This is a genomic window from Rhodococcus jostii RHA1 (assembly GCF_000014565.1).
Classification (GTDB): Bacteria; Actinomycetota; Actinomycetes; order Mycobacteriales; family Mycobacteriaceae; genus Rhodococcus_F; species Rhodococcus_F jostii_A.
On record NC_008268.1, the window covers coordinates 2,531,556 to 2,550,383 of the forward strand.

The 18,828-nt window shown below is 69.0% G+C and carries 4 protein-coding genes; 1 reads left to right on the forward strand and 3 read right to left on the reverse strand.

The annotated features are described in order from the left end of the window. Positions 1–75: 75 nt before the first annotated feature. Positions 76–14,787 (forward strand): non-ribosomal peptide synthetase, encoded by a 14,712-nt coding sequence (locus RHA1_RS11715; RefSeq protein ID WP_011595136.1) that lies wholly within the window; start codon positions 76–78, stop codon positions 14,785–14,787. Here the strand turns inward: RHA1_RS11715 and RHA1_RS11720 are convergent. From RHA1_RS11720 to RHA1_RS11730, 3 genes are all read right to left on the reverse strand, one after another. Further along, positions 14,722–15,438: a M50 family metallopeptidase gene (locus RHA1_RS11720; protein ID WP_011595137.1), complete on the reverse strand. Its 717-nt coding sequence runs from the start codon at positions 15,436–15,438 to the stop codon at positions 14,722–14,724. The genes RHA1_RS11715 and RHA1_RS11720 overlap by 66 nt on opposite strands. 28 nt (positions 15,439–15,466) lie before the next feature. Further along, a complete protein-coding gene (locus tag RHA1_RS11725) occupies positions 15,467–17,422 on the reverse strand; it encodes an aconitate hydratase (protein ID WP_011595138.1) in 1,956 nt (651 codons plus the stop codon). Between the two features lie 130 nt (positions 17,423–17,552). After that, complete coding sequence (locus RHA1_RS11730; protein WP_029539211.1) at positions 17,553–18,740, reverse strand: DUF8462 domain-containing protein; 1,188 nt, start codon at positions 18,738–18,740, stop codon at positions 17,553–17,555. Positions 18,741–18,828: the final 88 nt, after the last annotated feature.

An 18,828-nucleotide genomic window follows, 5' to 3' on the forward strand; every position in this document is an offset into this window, starting at 1 on the left:
CTGGGGCAGACTCCTGAATGGAGGCACCCCAGCAAGCAGCGTCGTGCGGGGACGTATGCGTGAGAGAAGTCAGCGATGAGTTCACCGACCTCGGTTGGTCCCGGAGACTCGTCGGCGCGCGCGTTCCCCCTGTCACCCGCGCAAACGGGGATGTGGCTCGCACAGCACGTCGACCCCACGGTTCCGGTGTCGGTCGCCCAGTACGTCGACATCCACGGCGACCTGGACCGGGGCGTCCTGACAGACGCGTGTGTCCGAGCGGCCGCCGAGTTCGAGTCGTTTTTCCTGAAGGTCTCCGACATCGACGGGCAACCGCTGCAATGGGTGGACCCGAGCCTGGACGCCTCCGTCGGCTACCTCGACTTCCGGGACAAACCGGACCCGGAGGCGTCGGCGCACGCGTGGATGCGCACCGAGACCGCCGATCCGATCGACATCCAACGCGACCGTCTGACGGTCTCGTTCCTTCTCCATGTCGGACACGACCATTACTTCTGGTATTCGCGCGCCCATCACCTCGCGATGGACGGTTTCGGGTCCGTCACGATGCTCTACCGGATCGCCGCGCTCTACACCGCCGCGGTGCACGGACTGCCACCACCCGCGAGCAGTCCGGTCGGTCTGCGGCGCATCCACGAACTCGAGACCGACTACCGCACCTCCGCCCGCCGGGAATCCGACAGGGACTACTGGACCGAGACGATGCGTGGTGTCACCCACGCGAGCACCCTCGCGCGCGGCTCCGCGCCGGCGACCGCCGGTTCCCGGAACGTCGGCGGAACGTTGACCACCGAGGCCGTCGATCAACTCGAGAAGTGCGCGGCAGCGCACGGGGTCAACCCTGCGACGCTCACCGTCTGCGCGGTCGCGGGCTATCTGGCGCGAATGACCGGCGCCGACGACGTCACGCTCAGCCTGCCGGTGTCGGCCCGCACGACCGCGGCGCTACGCCGGTCCGGTGGCATGGTGTCCAACGTGGTGCCGCTGCGCATCACGTCCGCGGGAACGGGGACTGTCGGCGATCTGGTGTCCCGCACGCGCCTCGTGATGTCGGGTGCCCTACGACATCAGCGGTACCGGCACGAGGACATTCGCGCAGACCTGGGAAGCGCGGTGTCCGGGTCGCGACTGTTCGGCCCCGCCGTCAATATCATGCTGTTCCCCGAGGAGTTGGATCTCGGTTCGCTGCGCAGCCAATTGCATGTGCTGTCTTCGGGTCCGATCGAAGACCTCCTGGTGAATCTGTACCGGTACGGTCCCCGCGGACGTGTGCACCTCGATTTCAAAGCGAACCCGCGACTGTATTCGCAGGACGAGCTCGAGGGCCATCACACGAGATTCCTGCGGTACTTCCGGCACTTCCTCGACGCCGATGCCGCCCATCCGATCGGTGAACTCCCGGTCCTCACGGAGAACGAAACCGCGGCACTGGTCCCCTTCCCTGGGCCGCCCGACAGCGTGCCCGTCACGCTCGCCGACGTGTTCCGCGCCGCCGCCACACAGCATCCGGACGCGACCGCCGTCGTCACCGCCGGCAGCGAGATCACCTACCGCGAACTCGACGGACGATCGGATCGGATCGCTGCGACGCTGGCACGGCTGGGCGTCGGGTCCGGCGACGTCGTCGCGGTGGCTTTACCTCGGTCCTCCGGTCACGTCTGCGCGGTCTGGGCCGTCGCGAAGACGGGGGCGGCATTCCTTCCGGTGGATCCGACCTACCCGGTTTCCCGTGTTCGGCACATGCTCGGCGACTCCCACGCGGCAGTCGGGTTGACGTCCGCCGAATACACGAACACGCTGCCGGACAGCACCGAGTGGTTACTGCTCGACGAGTCGGGCGGCTCGAACGTCCACGATTTTCCCACGCCGACAATACGACTCGACGACGCCGCCTACCTCGTCTACACGTCCGGATCCACCGGAGTTCCCAAGGGAGTCGTGGTCACCCACCGCGGGATCGCCAATCTGGTCTCCGCGCAGCGCACCCGACTCGACCTCGACAGTGCGGCGAGAGTCCTGCATGTCGCATCGCCGAGCTTCGACGCCTCCGTCTTCGAGATGCTGATGGCCTTCGGCTCCGGCGCTGCGCTCGTCATCGCCCCACCCGCAGTGTTCGGTGGATCCCCTCTGGCGCGGCTGATGACCACCGAACGCGTCACACACGCGGTGATCACCCCGTCGGTCCTGGCGTCGATGGACCCCGGGGAGGTCGGAGGCCTGCGCACACTCGTAGTCGCCGGTGAGAAGTGTCCACCGGAACTGGTGTCTCGGTGGGCATCCCGATGCCGGATGATCGACGCGTACGGTCCGGCGGAGACCACCGTCATGGCGACCGTCAGCGAGCCCCTCGCCGAGCCGGGACCCGTCACCGTCGGCCGGCCGATCCGAGGAGCGAGGGCGGTGGTCCTCGACCACCGGCTCCGTCCGGTCCCCGTCGGAGTGGTCGGCGAGCTGTACGTCGCGGGGACCGCCCTGGCCCGCGGGTACCACCGCAACGCCCGGCAGACGTCGGAACGGTTCGTCGCCGACCCGTACGGACCACCGGGCACCCGCATGTACCGCACCGGCGACACGGTCCGCTGGACCTACGACCACGAACTCGAGTACCTCGGACGCAGCGACGAACAGGTGAACCTGCGGGGTCTGCGCGTCGAGCCCGGCGAGATCGACGCGACACTCCTCCGGTATCCGGCGGTTCGGTTCGCTGTCACCGTAATTCGCTCGCGGGGGGCCGGCGATCAACTCGTGTCGTACGTGGTGGGCGCCGACACCGTGACCGAGCAGGACTTGCTGTCGTTCCTCAGCACCGAGCTGCCACCGCATCTGGTGCCGGCCGCCGTCGTCGTGCTCCCCGACATTCCGTTGACCCCGTCGGGCAAGCTGGACCGCACTGCCCTCCCCGAGCACAGCCGCCGGTCACGCTCCCGGACCGCCCCCAGAAATGAGCGCGAACGTACACTCCACGCCCTGTACGCCGACATTCTCGGGACGTCCGCTTTCGGTGTGGACGAGTCGTTCTTCGCGCTCGGCGGCGACAGCATCATGGCCATCCAATTGGCTTCTCGCGCACGAAGTGCGGGAATCTCGTTCACTCCGCGCGACGTATTCGAGAATCGCACGATCTCCCGTCTCGGCCAAGTCGCGGGGGGCGCCTGCGACAGACCGGTCCTCGCGGAACTGCCCGGCGGCGGGGTCGGCGACCTGCCGCTCACCCCGGCGGCCCGATTCCTCCTCGACCGGGCGGGCGTCATCGACCGGTACGCACAGGCGGTGGTGGTGGAACTGCCACGCGCTATAGATCCCGACACGCTGGACAGTGTGATCGGCGCCGTCGTCGAACGGCACGACGCACTGCGCGCGCGCCTCGTGTGCGGCGCGGACGGCACGGCGTTCCTCACTGTGCGTCCGGCAGGCGCACCGCTGCCGGTGGGCACGATCCTGCGGGTCCCGCTGCCCGCCCATGCCGACCCGGCGCAGCGTACGCGGGACGAACACGAGGCCGCAGTCTGCCGGTTGAATCCTGCTGCGGGCGTAATGGTGCAGTGCGTCTGGCTCGATCCCGGGCCGGATGACACGACCCGCCGCGGGCGCCTCCTCCTCGTCGCCCATCACCTGGTGATCGACGGGGTCTCGTGGCGAATCCTGATCGGCGATCTCGCCGCAGCGTGGACGCAGGTGAAGGCGGGGGTACCGCCTACTCTGGCATCGATCGGCACATCCCTGCGCCGGTGGTCGCACGGCCTGGTCGAGGAGGCGCAGCGGCCGGGCCGCAGGTCCGAGCTGTCGTTCTGGCGTGAGATGACCGCGTACGAGGATTCGCCGCTCGGCTCCCGCCCACTCGACGCGGGGCGTGACGTGAATTCCACCGTGGATCGGGTCCACACGGAAGTCTCTGCGGACGTCACACACTCGTTGCTCACCGATCTCCCGGCCGCCTTCCGCTGTGAGGTCAACGACGCACTGCTCACCGCGCTCACCCTCGCCCTCGCGCAATGGCAGCGCCGCCGGGGACGACCGGCCACCGCGCCGGTGATCCGGCTCGAAGGGCACGGCCGCGAGGAAGCGGTGCTCCCCGGCGCCGACCTTTCCCGCACCGTCGGGTGGTTCACCAGTATCTTCCCGATCCGCCTCGACCTCGGGGACGTCGACCTGGACGACGCGTTCGCGGGCGGCCATGCCGCGAGCACCGCGATCAAGTTGGTCAAAGAACAGTTGCGTGCGGTGCCCGACAAGGGCATCGGCTACGGGCTGTTGCGGTATCCGGGGGGCGACCCCGGCCAGGTCGCCTTCAACTACCTCGGCCGGCTCGATACCGCGGAGACCGAACACGATTGGCGCCCCGTACGGGACGACGCCGCCGTGTTTTCGTCGGCGGAGCCGTCGATGCCGGTCACCGCGCTGATCGATATCACCGCGTTCACCGCCCGCGGCGTCCTCGACGCCACCTTCGCATACCCGACGGGTGCGATCGCGTCCGAGGACGTGCGGGCCCTGACCGATCTCTGGGAGCAGGCGCTGACAGCGCTCGCCGCGGTGCCGCGGTCTCCGCACGCCGGTGGGCTCACCCCGTCCGATCTGCCGCTCGTCGCCGTGGACCGCAACGACATCGACGAGTGGGAGCGTGACCGTCCGGGTCTGCTCGACGTGTGGCCGGTGACGCCGTTGCAGTCGGGCCTGCTGTTCCACGCAGCGCTCACGGGCACGGATGCCGATCCGTATGCGATGCAGGTGATCCTGAGCCTGTCCGGACACCTCGATCAGGATCGACTCCGGCGCGCATGCAGCGCCGTGCTGGCGGGGCACGCGAACCTGCGCACCGCGTTCGTGCGCGACAGTCGCGGCGTCCCGGTGCAACTCGTGCTCGACGACGTGCCGCTGCGGTGGCGGCAGATCGACCTCACGGACGTCACGGAGGATCCCGAGGACATCCTGCGCGACGACCGCACCACCCGATTCGACATGTCTGCCCCACCGCTGGTTCGGTTCACCCTGCTGTCGCGGGGGCCGACCCGTGCCGACCTGGCGATCACCGCCCACCACATCGTGCTGGACGGCTGGTCCATGCCGTTGCTGGTGCGCGAACTCTTCACCGCCTACCCACGCGACGACGTCCGCACCGAGTCACCGGATTCGAGCCCGTACCGCGACTACCTGGAATGGCTGACGGCGAAGGACACCGAGGCCTCGGCGCGGGCGTGGGTTGCGGCTCTCGACGGCATCACCGAGCCCGCCGTCGCGGCAGAGCCGACCCCCACCACGTCCGAGGCGGTGCTGGAGCTGAGCGAGGAGGGCACACGGAAGCTGACCGCGCGAGCGACCGAGGTGGGAGTCACGCTGAGCACGATCGTGCAGGCAGCCTGGGGAATCGTTCTCGGGCAGGCGACCGCCCGGGACGACGTCGTGATCGGCGCGACCGTCTCCGGCAGGCCCGCGGACGTCGCCGGGGTGGAGAGTGCGGTGGGATTGTTCGTCAACACCGTGCCCGTGCGGATCCCGCTGGACCCCGATATCGACACTGCCACGCTGGTCACCCGCCTGCAGGCCGACCACGTGCGCCTCCTGGAACATCACCATCTGGGCCTGGCGGATATCCAGCATGCAGTCGGCGTGGCGCCGCTGTTCGACACGCTGGTCGCGTTCGAGTCGTACCCCGTGGACCGCACCGCGCTGCCGGAACCCGTCGACGGACTCACGCTGGACGGGGTCCGCGCACACGATGCGTCGCACTACGCCGTGACGCTGGCGGTGACGGTGTCCCGGACCGTCCGGCTGACGGCGAAGTGCCGGTCACACCGGTACGACGAGAAAGCCCTGCTCGCCCGGGTCGGCCGCGTCCTCGAGTGCATCGGCAGGGATCCGCACGTCGTCCTCGGCGGGCTCGATCTCCTCGGCGATCAGGAGCGCGAGCGGGTGCTGCGCACCTGGAACGCGACGGATGCACCGGTCCCCTCGCAGACCCTGGTGGACCTGTTCGACGCGCAGGTCGAGCGTTCTCCGGAGGCCGTTGCGGTGATCTTCGGCCCGGATCGACTGACGTACGCGGAGTTCGACGCACGGGTGAATCGGCTCGCCCGGTATCTCGTCGCGAAGGGAATCGTACCGGAAACCGTCGTCGGTGTCGCGGTTTCCCGCTCGATTCAGCTTCTCGTCGCGCTGCACGCGGTACTGAAGGCCGGCGGTGCCTACCTGCCGATGGACCCCGAGCACCCACTCGGACGAACGGCGCTCGTCATCGACTCGGCCGCACCCGCGCTGGTCCTCACGTCCGGTTCCCACAATCGCGCGGTCCCACACGGAGTCGCCGTCGTGGATCTCGATCTGCTCGACCTCACCGGGTACGACGCCCGATCTATCACGAATTCCGAGAGACGCGCACCGCTGCATCCGGCGAACGCCGCGTACGTCATCTACACGTCCGGTTCCACGGGCCGGCCCAAGGGCGTGACGGTGACGCACGAGATGATGGTGAACCAGTTCCGCTGGGCGCAGACGCTCACGCCGCTCGACGGTTCCGATGCGGTACTCCACAAGACGCCTCTCACGTTCGACATTTCCGCGTGGGAACTTCTGTGGCCCTTGCACACCGGTGCGCGGGTGGTGATCGCCGCACCCGACGGCCACCGCGATCCCCGCTACCTCGCGCGGATGGTCGCGCAGGAGTCGATCACGACCCTCCATGTCGTGCCGTCGATGCTCGACGCCTTTCTGGAGCAGTGCGGGCCGCGGGAGCTCGCCCCGCTGCGCCGCGTGTACTCGGCGGGCGAGCCCCTGTCCGCGGCGACGGCATCGCGATTCGAGGAGCGCAGTGCCGCCGCGCTGTACAACTGGTACGGCCCGTGCGAGGCGGCGGCGGCGACCTCGGAGTCGTTGGACGGCAACGAGTTCGGCACCTCGGTCGCCATCGGCCGCCCCATTCACAACATACGTACGTATGTACTCGACAGCCGGCTCCGACCGGTGCCAGTCGGAACGAGGGGCGAGTTGTACCTCGCCGGTGCATACTTGGCGCGCGGGTATGCCGGACGTCCCGACCTGACGGCCGAACGCTTCGTCGCCGATCCCTTCGGCGAAACCGGTGGACGGATGTACCGCACCGGCGACGTGGTGCGGTGGAACGAGTCGGGCCGGCTCGAGTATCTCGGGCGCACCGACTTCCAGATCAAACTCCGCGGCCAACGCGTCGAACCCGGCGAGATCGAGTCCGCGCTCACGTCCGACCCGGCGGTGACCCACGCGGCGGTCACGGTGCACCGTGACGCGGAAGCGGGAGATCGGCTGATCGCCTATGTCGTGGCCGCGGACGGTGTGCCGCCGGACGAGCGCCGGATCGTCGACCGTCTCGCCGGTCTGCTCCCCGCCTACATGATTCCCTCCGCCGTCGTCCCGCTCCCGGCACTGCCACTCACCACCAGTGGAAAGCTGGATCGCGCCGCCCTACCGGAACCGGCGCCCGTCGCGTCCGCTTTCGACCCGCCCGCCACCCCCACCGAGGACGTGGTCGCGTTCGTGTTCGCGGAGGTCACCGGCACCGGCCGGGTGGGCAGGCACGACAACTTCTTTGCGGCGGGCGGAAACTCGCTGACCGCGGCGCAGGCCGTCGCCCGCGTCGGAGCGGCGCTGGGAACCTCCGTCGACATCCGCGCACTGTTCGACCACCCGACGGTCGCGGAACTGTCGGAGTATCTCGCGAACGGATCGCACCGGACCGGGCGGGCGCCCCTGGTCCCCCGCGCCCCGACCGCCCACGTGCCGCTGTCCCTGGCACAGCAGCGACTGTGGTTCCTGAACCGGCTCGACGGGCGCTCGGCCACCGACAGCATTCCCGTCGCGCTCCGCCTCACCGGCACGCTCGACGAATCGGCACTGTGCGCGGCGGTGGGTGACGTGATCGAACGGCACGAACCCCTCCGCACCGTCTATCCCGAGCACGACGGGATCCCCTGCCAGCAGGTTCTTCCCGCCTCCGCGGTGCCGCCGTGCACGGTGCGGACGACGACGGACCCGGTCGGCCGGGTCCGCGACCTGCTGTCGACCGGATTCGACCTCGCCACCGAACCCCCGTTTCGCACCGAACTTCTCGCGGTGAGCGCCGACGAGTGGGTGCTGGCCCTCGTCGTCCACCACATCAGTGCGGACGGGTTCTCGCTGGGACCGCTCGCCCGGGATGTGATGGCCGCATATCGCGCGCGGGCGCAGGGCAACTCGCCTGTCTGGACGCCCCTTCCCGTCCGCTACGCCGACTACGCCCTCTGGCAGCGTGAACTGCAGGACGGGCAACGCGGACTGGCGTATTGGACGCAGACCCTGTCCGGGCTGCCCGAGCTGCTCCCCCTGCCGTTCGTCCGTGGGCGCCCGTCCGTCGCGACGCACCGCGGCGCGAACGTGGAGTTCATTCTCGACGCCGAGATTCATCGGCGGATTCGTGCTCTCGCGCGTGCACACGACGCCACTCCGTTCATGGTGGTGCACACGGCGCTGGCCGTCCTCGCAGCCAGACTCGGCGACACGTCGGACATCGTCGTCGGCACGCCGATCGCGGGACGCGGGCCCCGCGCACTCGACGATCTCGTCGGGATGTTCGTCAACACACTGGTGCTACGGACAGACGTCCCGCTGCACACCACGTTCGCCGACACGCTCGGCCGCGTGCGGGACGTCGATCTGGCCGCGTACGCCCATGCGGACGTCTCGTTCGAGGAGGTTGTGGAGGCGGTCGCACCCGCTCGGTCCCGCGGTCGTAATCCGCTGTTCCAGCTGGCGCTCGCCTATCACAACACGGCGCCGGTCGTGATCGACCTGCCGGAGGTCTCCGCCACAATCGTCGAGATCGAGACGCACACCGCGAAATTCGACCTCCAGCTCACGGTCACCGAATCAGTGGACGACGCAGACGCCCCGGCACCACTGTCGTGTGTCTTCACCTACGCCACCGACTTGTTCGACGACGCCACGGTCTCGGGATTCGCGGACCGGTTCCAGCGGATTCTGCGGGCCGCGCTCGCACAGCCGTCCGTCGTGATCGGCGACATCGACGTGCGGGACCTCGCGGAGCAGCAGGCGCGGCATCACGGACCGCCCTCGGTGCCGCAGCGCACCCTGCCCGACCTGATGTCCGCCGCCGCCCGGCAGAACCCGGGGGGACCGGCGCTGACGGCGGACGGCCGGTCGATGGCGTATCGCGAACTCGACGCCGAATCGAATCGGCTCGCCCGCGCCCTGATGCGGCGCGGGGTGGGACCCGAGGCGTTCGTGGCCCTCGGGGTGCCGCGCTCGGTCCTGTCCGTCGTCTCCGTGTGGGCGGTCGCGAAGACGGGTGCCGCGTTCGTGCCCGTCGACCCGCACTACCCCGCCGCGCGGGTTCGGTATCTGATGGACGACTCCGGCGCCGTCCTCGGGCTGACCACCGCCGCGGACCGCGAGGCCCTGCCCGACGGTACCGACTGGCTGTTGCTCGACGACCCGGACTTCCGAACCGAATGTCGCGGATACTCGTCGGCCCCGGTCACCGATGCCGACCGTGCGCGGCCGCTGGATGCGCGCCACCCCGCGTACGTGATCTACACGTCCGGTTCGACGGGAAACCCCAAGGGAGTGGTGGTGACCCACACCGGTCTCGCCGACTTCACAGCGGAACAGCGGGAGCGGTATTCGGTGACGGCGTCGTCGCGCACGCTGCACGCTTCGTCTCCCAGCTTCGACGGCTCGGTGCTGGAGATACTGCTCGCGCTCGGTGCGGGCGCCTGCATGGTGCTCGCACCACCGGCAGTCCAGGCCGACGACCAACTCACGGACCTGCTGGCCCGCGAGCGGGTCAGCCACGTGTTCACCACGCCGACGGTTCTGGCGACGGTCGACCCGCGCGGCCTGCACGACCTCCGGGTCGTCGTGGCCGGCGGCGAACCCTGCCCACCGGAACTCGTCGCGGTGTGGGCGGCGCAGGAGCAGATGTACAACGGATACGGTCCGACCGAGACGACGGTCATGACGAGTATCAGCGATCCCATGGCGGCCGGCGGTCCGGTCACCATCGGCCGTCCGATCCGCGGCGCCGCCGTACTCCTGCTGGATTCGCGTCTGCACCCGGTTCCGACGGGAGTCGCCGGCGAACTCTACATCAGTGGTCCGGGCGTCGCCCGCGGCTACCATCGCAGGCCCGCGCTCACCGCCGCACGCTTCGTCGCCTCCCCGTTCGGCGCCTCCGGGGAGCGGATGTATCGGACGGGCGACGTGGGTCGATGGCGTCGCGACGGGTCGATCGAGTATCTGCACCGCAACGACTCGCAGATCGAACTGCGCGGCGTCCGAATCGAACTCGGCGAGATCGACGCCACCCTCCTCGCCCATCCGACCGTGCGATTCGCGGCGACGGATGTGCGTGAGCTGCGGGACGGCGTCGACGCACTCGTGTCGTACGTGGTCCCGGCACGGAACGAGACGGTCGATCCGGATCAGCTGATCCGCTTCGCGGCGACGCGTCTGCCGATGCCGCTGGTACCCGCGATCGTGGTCGTGGTAGACGCCGTCCCGCTCACCGTGAACGGGAAACTGGACCGCTCGGCGCTGCCCGACCCCGTTCCCGCGGCGACCGAATTCGAGGCCCCGCACACGCCCGCCGAACGGGTGGTGGCCACAGTGTTCGCCGAGGTGCTCGGGCTCGATCTCGTGGGTCGTGAGGCCAACTTCTTCGCGTTGGGCGGCAGTTCCCTGTCCGCCACGCGCGCCGCGTCCCGGATCGGTGCCGCACTGGAGACGACGGTGCCGGTGCGCGCGGTTTTCGACACGCCGACCGTCTCGGCGCTCGCGGCGTCCGTCACCGAGCAGACCGACGGCGCGACGCACGTCGCACTCACCGTGCGTCCGCGCCCGGCCCGTGTGCCGCTGTCGCCTGCGCAGCAACGACTGTGGTTCCTCGCCCGCCTCGCACCCGGCTCCCCCGAATACAACATCCCGATGGCATTGCGGCTGACCGGGGCACTCGACGTCGCCGCGCTCACCGCGGCCGTCGCGGACGTGATCAGCCGTCACGAACCGCTGCGCACCGTGTATCCCGACAAAGACGGCGTGGCGTACCAGCAGTTGATCCCGGTGTCGCGGGCCGCTCCCATACTCCGACCGATACCCGTGTCCCGCGGCGACGTCGCCGCGCGGGTTGCGACGTTCGCATCGAAGGGTTTCGCCCTGGGCGCCGAACCGCCGTTCCGCGCACGGCTGTTCGCCCCGGCCCCCGACGAATGGGTGCTCGCCATCATGGTCCATCACATCAGCACGGACGGATTCTCGGTGCCGGTGCTCGTCCGCGACGTGATGACCGCCTACGAGGCGCGGGTCTCGGGAGAGGCACCGCGGTGGGCCGACTTACCGGTCCAGTACACGGATTACACCCTGTGGCAGCACGAGCTGCTGGGCGACCGCGACGACCCGCAGTCCGTTGCCGCGCAGCAACTGTCGTACTGGAAGGACACGTTGTCGGGTGCGCCGGAACAGCTGTCCCTCCCTGCAGACCGACCGCATCCCGCCATTGCGTCGCACCGCGGCGGCACAGTCGAATTCGCGATTGACGACGCTCTCTATCGCGCGGTCGAGCACACCGCTACAGCCCTTGCCGTCACCCCCTTCATGATCGTGCACGCGGCATTCGCGGTGCTGCTCGCGAGACTCAGCGGATCCACCGACATCGTGATCGGCACTCCCGTCGCGGGACGCGGGGATCAGGCCCTCGACGACCTGGTGGGCATGTTCGTCAACAACCTGGTCCTGCGCACCGAGGTGATTCCCGCGGAAAGCTTCGCGGAACTACTCGGCCGGGTGCGAGAGGTCGACCTGGACGCGTTCGCGCACTCCACCGTTCCGTTCGAAACCGTGGTCGAGGTGCTCGATCCCGCCCGGTCACGTGCACGCAATCCACTGTTCCAGGTGGCCCTGGCGTTCCAGAATCTCGACCACACCCCGCTCACCCTGCCCGGACTGCGGGTGTCGGCGATGACGCCCCCTACCCGGTCGGCCCGATTCGACCTGCAACTCACCGTGACCGCCGATCCGGACCCATCGACGGAACGTACCCGGCATGCGGCGGTGTTCACGTACGCCACCGATCTATTCGACCACCACACCGTCGCGGACATCGGTGAACGGTTCATCCGGATGTTGAGCGAGGCCGTCGCACAACCGGATACGGCCGTCGGCGACCTCGCCCTCCTCGATCCGGACCCGGATGTCCCCACCGCGACGCCGTCCTCCGGCGAGACCCTCGTCGATCTGTTCGAGCGGCAGGTCGCCGCCGCACCCGACGCGATCGCCGTCGTCTCCGGAGACCGAACACTCACCTACCGTGAACTCGACGAGCAGGTCAATCGCCTGGCCCGGCACCTGATCGGCGCAGGCGTCGGCCCGGAGTCCATGGTGGGACTGGCGATTCGCCGCTCCGTCGACCTCCTCGTCGGAATGTATGCCGTCGCGACGGCGGGTGGGGCGTACGTGCCGATCGACCCCGATCAGCCCGGGCAGCGCAATGCCCAGGTCATCCGGTCGTCCGCCACGCGTGTCGTCCTCACCACCGAGCGCGATCGGTTCGACCTCTCCGACGTCCTGCCCGCCGAGACACGGCTCGTCGTCATCGACCGGGTGGACCTGTCCGGCGTCGATCCGTCGCCGATCTCCGACCTCGACCGGATCGCTCCCCTACTCGCTCAGCACCCCGCGTACGTGATCCACACGTCGGGATCGACGGGCACCCCCAAGGGGGTCGTCGTGACCCATGCTGCCGTCGTGAGCTTCCTCAGCTGGCGCCAGGACACCGACCCGCTCGGCGCGGACGACACGGTGATGCTCAAGTTGCAGTACACGTTCGACGCCTCGGTCCGCGAGTTCTGGTGGCCGCTGATCGCCGGTGCGCGGATGGTGATCGCTCGACCGGACGGCCACCGCGACCCGCGGCATCTCGCCGAGCTGATCGGACGGCACCGGGTGACCGCGGGATACTTCCTACCCCTGATGCTGGCCGAGATCCTCGCGATCCCCGAGGCGGACCTCACGTCTCTACGGCAGGTGTCCTGCGGCGGGGAGGTCCTGCCGCCCGGCACGGCACACAGTGTCCACGCGCGGTGCCCGGATGCCGTGCTGTACAACGAGTACGGCCCGACCGAGACGGCGGTCGCCGTGACCCGCACGGTCGTCGGCACGGAGGCCGCGACCGTCCCGATCGGTGTGCCGCAGAACGGCGTCGGCGTGCTCGTGCTGGATTCGCGACTGCATCCGGTGCCCATCGGCGTTCCGGGTGAGCTCTACCTGGCCGGTGCCCAGTTGGCGCGCGGCTATCTCGGGCAGCCGGGGGCGACAGCCGCCCGATTCCCCGCGAATCCGTGGGGACCGCCCGGTCAGCGGATGTACCGGACCGGCGACGTGGTGAGTCGCCGCAGAGACGGGACGATCGACTATCTCGGCCGGCGCGATCTCCAGGTGAAGATCCGCGGCCAGCGCGTCGAACTGGAGGAGATCGAGACGGCGCTGCGACGCCATGCCGCCGTCGCGCAGTCCGCGGCGGCCGTGTACGAATCAGCCGGCACGGGGGCCCGGCTGGTCGGCTACGTGGTGCCGCATCCGGACATGGTGGTGGACACCCGTGCCGTGTCGGCGGAACTGGCGCAGCGGCTGCCCCGGTACATGGTGCCCAACCAGATCGTGGTGCTGGGAGCGCTACCGTCCACACCCCACGGCAAGCTGGATCGGCGAGCACTTCCCGACCCGGGGGTGCCACGGGCGCAGCGGTTCCGTCCCCCGACGACCCGCACCGAGAAACTGGTCACCGCGGTATTCGCGGACGTTCTCGGTACGGGTCTGGTGGGACTGGACGACAATTTCTTCGAACTGGGCGGCAACTCCCTGTCCGCGACCAGGGCGGCGTCGCGGCTGCACACATCGACTCGCGTCGAGGTCCGGCTCGATTGGTTCTTCGCCGACGCGACCGCGGAGAGCATCGCCGCGCGAATCTCGTCGAGTTTCGCGGCGGCCTCCGCCGCCTCCGCCGGGCTCGGGGTGCTGCTGCCGCTGCATCCGGACGGCGGACGGGAGCCGCTGTTCTGCATCCATCCGGCCATCGGGTTGGCCTGGTGCTATGCGGGATTGGGTGCGCATCTCGGCCCGGACCGCCCGGTCTGGGGTGTGCAGTCGCCCGCCGTGACCGTGCCCGGCGAACGATTCGCGTCGATCACGCAGCGGGCCCATCGATACGTGGAGGAGATTCGCCGTGTGCAGCCAAGGGGGCCGTATCACCTGCTCGGGTACTCGGTGGGCGGCGTGATCGCGCACGCGATGGCCGTCGAGTTGCGCTCGCGCGGCGAGGAGGTCGGCGTGCTCGCGATGATCGACAGCTACGCGGCGGCGGAGCGGGACACCCCGGCACCGACACTGCCGGAACTGCTCACGGAATTCGGCGGCGGAGCGTCGGAGCACCTCGGGCCGGAGCAGCTGACCCGGTTGTACGAGGACTACGTCGACGTCGTCGACGCGGCCGCCGACTTCGTACCGGGACACTTCGACGGCGACCTGGTGTTCTTCGGCGCTGCCGGGAACGGATCCCAGCCCGCTCCGGCGAGCGAGACGTGGCGGCCGTGGATCGATGGGGACGTCATCGCGCACACCGTCGACCGCCCACACACGCGGATGACCGACCCGGAGGCACTGGCCGTCATCGGACCGATCCTCGCCGAATACCTCGCGGGCGCCTCAGCCACCGACGGGACGGAGAATCCACCACCCACCCAGCGCGAGACAGCTCAGCGTCACGAGTAGGGACAGACCCACCCAGACGATGCCGGGAACGCGGGTGAGTCGCGCCAGTTGATCCGCATCCGACTCCGGTGCTGCGCCGCGGGCGCGTTGCCGCTGCAGTTCGAGGACCGGGCGCGGCGCGGCGACGAGCATGAACAGGGTGATCAGATACGCCGCGGCCACCTGCTGGTCCTGCGTCCCGAACCACACGAGTCCGAACAGCAGCGCCCCGACCACGGTGAGGGAGAACAACCCGTACAGGTTCCGGACGAGGATCAGCATCGCGACGAGAGCCACGACACCGATCCACAGCACCGCGACCGCGTGCTGGGTGCCCAGCACCCAGGCCGCGCCGAGCCCCAGAACGGCGGGGCCCACGTAGCCCGCGAATGTCATGAGGACCACACCGAGCCCGGTCGGTTTGCCGGACGAGATGGCCACACCCGACGTGTCCGAGTGCAGCCGCACCCCCTTCAGGGTTCGGCCGAACAGCAGGGCGACCACCAGATGCGCGCCCTCGTGCACGATGGTCACCACGTTGCGGGTGAGTCGCCAGGCGTGCGGTTCGAGGACGAGTATCACCGCCACCACCGCCGTGACCTGAACGATCCAGGGAGCCGGCGCAGGGCTGACGGCGCTCATGCGCTCCCACAACGAGTGAATTCCATTCATCGGCGCCGAGTGTACGGCGACCGGCTGATCACTCCCTGCGTGCCAGCTGTGGAATCAATCCGCCCGCGAGCACGTCGTCGACCTGACGTGGGGACAGCCGATGACGCACCGGGATCTCCACGTCACGGGTCGAGTCGAACAGGGTCAGACGGGGGCCGGAACGAATGGCCTCCCGAACTCCGTCGAGGATCAGCACGTCGTCCTGCCGGATCGTGTCGTAGTCGTCCGGGTTCTCGAATTCGAGCGCGAGCACACCGAAGTTGGCGAGGTTCTGCCAGTGGATACGGGCGAACGAGGTGGCGATCACCGCGTGCAACCCGAGGTACCGAGGGGTGATCGCGGCATGCTCACGTGAGGACCCCTGCCCGTAGTTGTCGCCGCCGACGATGAAATGCCCGGTGGTCTTCGCCGTCTCCTCCGCGCGCGCCGGATAGGTCTCGTCGACCTGGGTGAACGTGAACCGGGCCAGCTTGGGAATGTTGGAGCGGAACGGCAGGGCCCGCGCCCCGGCCGGAGAGATCTCGTCGGTGGAGATGTTGTCACCGACCTTCAGAAGGACCGGTGCCTCGATGCGGTCGGGCAGGGGCGGAAACTCGGGCAGGGACGAGATGTTGGGTCCCTTCACGACTTCGACGTGCCGAGCCTCCTCTTCCGGCAGCGGAGCCACCAGCATGGCCGTGTTGACGGTGGCCTCGTCCGGAAGCGTGAGTTCCGGGTACGGCATCCCCACTTTCTCCGCCCAGTCCCGCGGGTCGGTGATCACCCCGGTGAGAGCCGACGCGGCCGCCGTCTCGGGTGAACACAGCCACACGGAGTCCTCGCGGGTGCCCGAACGCCCCGGGAAATTGCGGGGCATCGTCCGGAGTGAATTCCGGCCGGTCGCCGGCGCCTGGCCCATGCCGATACAGCCCATACACCCGGATTGATGAATTCGCGCGCCCGCCACGACGAGTTCGAGCGTGGCGCCCATCTTGGTCAGGTCGGAGAGGATCTCCCGCGAACTCGGATTGACGTCGAAGCTCACACTCGGGTCGGTCTGCCTCCCCGACACCATGGCCGCAGCGATCGCGAAGTCGCGCAGTCCGGGATTGGCGGACGACCCGATCACCACCTGGCTGACGTCCTCACCGGCAACCTCCCGGACGGGCACCACGTTTCCCGGCGACGACGGCTTCGCGATCAGCGGCTCGATCGTCGACAGGTCGAGGTGTTCGTGCACGTCGTACGCCGCGCCTGCGTCGGCGAGCAGTTCCACGAAGTCGTCTTCCCGGCCCTCGGCGCGCAGGAAATCACGGACGGCGTCGTCTGCGGGAAAGATGGATGTCGTGGCGCCCAGTTCGGCTCCCATGTTCGCGATGACGTGGCGATCCATCGCCGTCAACGTCGCGAGCCCCTCACCGTGGTATTCGATGATTCTGTTGAGCCCGCCCTTGACCCCGTGGCGGCGGAGCATCTCGAGGATGACGTCCTTCGCCGAACTCCAGTCGGGGAGCCTGCCGGTCAACTCCACACCCCAGATCTGCGGCATCCGCAGATGCAGGGGCTGACCCGCGATCGCCATGGCGACCTCGAGCCCCCCGACGCCGATCGCGAGCATGCCCAGCGATCCCGCCGCTGGTGTGTGCGAGTCGGACCCGACCATGGTCTTGCCGGGAACACCGAAGCGCAGCATGTGGGTGGGATGAGAGACCCCGTTGCCCGGCTTCGAGAACCACAGCCCGTACCGCAGGGCAGCCGTCCGGAGGAACTCGTGGTCCTCAGCGTTCTTCTCGTCGGCCTGCAGCAGATTGTGGTCGACGTACTGCGCGCTCAACTCGGTTTTGATGCGATCGAGGTGGAGCGCCTCGAGTTCCTGCATCACCAGGGTTCCGGTGGCGTCCTGGGTGAGGGTCTGGTCTATCCGGATCGAGATCTCCTCCCCCGGTTCCATCCGGCCGTCGAGGAGGTGCGCACCGATGACCTTGCGGGCGACAGTGTCCGACATTGCTGATCCCTTCGTCGTACCTCCAGGATGCGCCGGAGCCACGGCAACGGCCAGCGCCCGGAACACGTCCGGCACTCGACAGGACAATCTTTGGCTATCTAGGCAAATTCGTAGAGAAAGCTAGATTCCGCTAGTCGTTCTGCGCGCGCAGATACTTGCCGAAGTGCGGCACGGTGAATCCGATCGACCCGCGCTCGGCCGAATAGATCAGGCCCTTCTTGATCAGCCCGTCCCGCGCCGGTGACAGCGACGCGGGCTTGCGGCCGAGCTCGGACGCGATCGCCGACGTGGCGACCGGTCCGTCGTCCCCGGACAGGTCGGCCATCGCCCGCATGTACTCCCGCTCGGCAGGCGTCGCGCGCTCGTATCGCGATCCGAAGAACCCGACCGCGAGTTCCTCCTCCGCGGTCGGCGCGGCCACCCGCACGTCCTCCTCGGTGATCGGGCTGGCTGCGGCCACGTCCCACGTCGCCTTGCCGTAGGCCTGGACGAAATAGGGGTAGCCGTCCGCGGCGGCATACAACGCGTCGAGCGCCTCGTCCGTGAACTTCACGTCCTCCCGCTCGGCGGGCGCGATCAATGCCCGGTCCGCCGACACCCGGTCCAGCCGGTCGATGCGGTGGTAGCTGAACAGCCGCTCCGAGTAACTCTTGGACGCCGACAACACGGCGGGCAGGTGCGGCAGTCCTGCCCCGACCACGATCAGCGGCGCCGCGTCCTGGCTGAGTTCGTGGCACGCCCCGCACACCGCCGAGACGTCCGCGGCGCCGAGGTCCTGCATCTCGTCGATGAACAGTGCGATCCCGACCCCGACGTCGCGGGCCAGGGACGACGCGTCGAGCAGCAGTTCCACCAGGTCGATCTCGATGTCCCCGGAATCGGCGCGCCCCTTCACCGCGGGGGCGTCGATGCCCGGCTGCCACCGCTCCCGCATGCCCTTGTCGGCCGTCGCGCGCAGGGCGAACGACTTCAGGACGCCGAGGAACTCCTCCACCCGGTCGGGGTCGCGATGCGAACCCGCGATCTCCCGCACCGCCATGTGCAACGCCGACGACAGCGGCCTCCGCAGATCCTGATCCGGTCGGGCCTCGATCTTCCCCGTGCCCCACCGCCGCGAGATGGCGGCCGACCGCAGGTGGTTCAGCAGGACCGTCTTCCCGACGCCGCGCAGACCCGTCAGCATCACACTGCGTTCCGGGCGACCGCGCGCGATCCGTTCGAGCACCACGTCGAACGCGTCGAGCTGCCTGGTTCGGCCCGCGAGCTCCGGCGGGCGTTGCCCCGCGCCGGGCGCATAGGGGTTACGGACAGGGTCCATGGCCACGAAGGTAACAACCTCTGTTGGCGAATCTGCGCTCATCTAGCGCGTGTCCTAGATCCCGCTATGAAGTCGTAGCGGGGGTGGC